Source organism: Endozoicomonas sp. YOMI1, from assembly GCF_024606345.1.
In the GTDB taxonomy this organism is placed as follows: Bacteria; Pseudomonadota; Gammaproteobacteria; order Pseudomonadales; family Endozoicomonadaceae; genus Endozoicomonas.
Window position 1 is genome coordinate 1 of sequence record NZ_JAHHPM010000238.1, and the last position, 1,161, is coordinate 1,161.

Below are 1,161 nucleotides of genomic sequence, written 5' to 3' on the forward strand. Positions count from 1 at the left end.
TTGCATGGCCAGCAGGTCACACCGGATGCAGTGGTTAAGGATTTGCAGGCAGCCAGGGCAACACTGGAGCTGGCGCGCTTCAAAGAAGAATGCTGCCTGAGGAGTCTGGTGCTGCATGGCCAGCGGGTCACGCCGGATGCGGTGGTTAAGGATTTTCAGGCAGCCAACGCAACACTGGAGCTGGCGCGCTTTCAGGAACAATGTTGCCTGAGGGGCCTGGTGTTGAATGGCCAGCAGGTCACAGCGGATGCAGTGGTTAAGGGTTTTCAGACAGCCAGGGCAACCCTGGAGCTGGCGCGCTTCAAAGAGGAATGTTGTCTGAGGAGACTGCCGTTGAATGGCCAGCCAGTCACACCGGAGGCGGTGGTTAAGGATTTTCAGGCAGTCAACGCAACCCTGGAGCTGGCGCGCTTCAAGGCGGAATGTTGCCTGAGGGTCTGGGCGTTGAATGGCCAGCAGGTCACACCGGAGGCGGTGGTTAAGGATTATCAGGCAGTCAAGGCAACATTGGAACTGGCGCGCTTCAAAGCGGAATGTTGCCTGAGGGGCTGGGCGTTGAATGCTCAGCCGGTCCCACCGGATGCGGTGGTTAAGGATTATCAGGCAGCCAAAGCAATACTGGAGCTGGCCCGCTTTGAGGAAGCATGTTGCCTGAGGGGGCTGGCCTTGAATGGCCAGCCGGTCCCACCGGATGCGGTGGTTAAGGATTTTCAGGCAGCCAAAGCAACCCTGGAGCTGGTGCGCTTCAAAGCGGACTGTTGCCTGAGGGGCTGGGCGTTGAATGGTCAGCAGGTTCCACCGGAGGCGGTGGTAAGAGATTATCAGGCAGTCAAGGCAACCCTGGAACTAGCGCGCTTTCTGGAACAATGTTGCCTGAGGGGCCTGGTGTTGAATGGCCAGCAGGTCACACCGGAGGTAGTGGTCAGGGATTTCCCGGATAGTCCGGAAGGTCAACTGGGACTGGCGCGCTTCAAAGCGGAATGTTGCCTGAGGGGACTGCCATTGAATGGCTGGCAGGTGACACCGGATGCGGTGGTGAAGGATTTCCCGGATAGCTCGGAAGGCCGACTGGGGATAGCGCGCTTCAAAGAGGAATGTTGCCAGAAGGGCCTGGCGTTGAATGGTCGGCCGGTCCCACCGGATGCGGTGGTTAAGGATTAT

Annotated in this window: 1 protein-coding gene; it reads left to right on the forward strand. The window is 58.7% G+C overall.

The genetic code is table 11. The features are described from left to right. Positions 1–1,161, forward strand: a 1,161-nt coding sequence (locus KDK15_RS08310; protein ID WP_257294891.1) for a hypothetical protein, incomplete at both ends; no start/stop codon positions are given.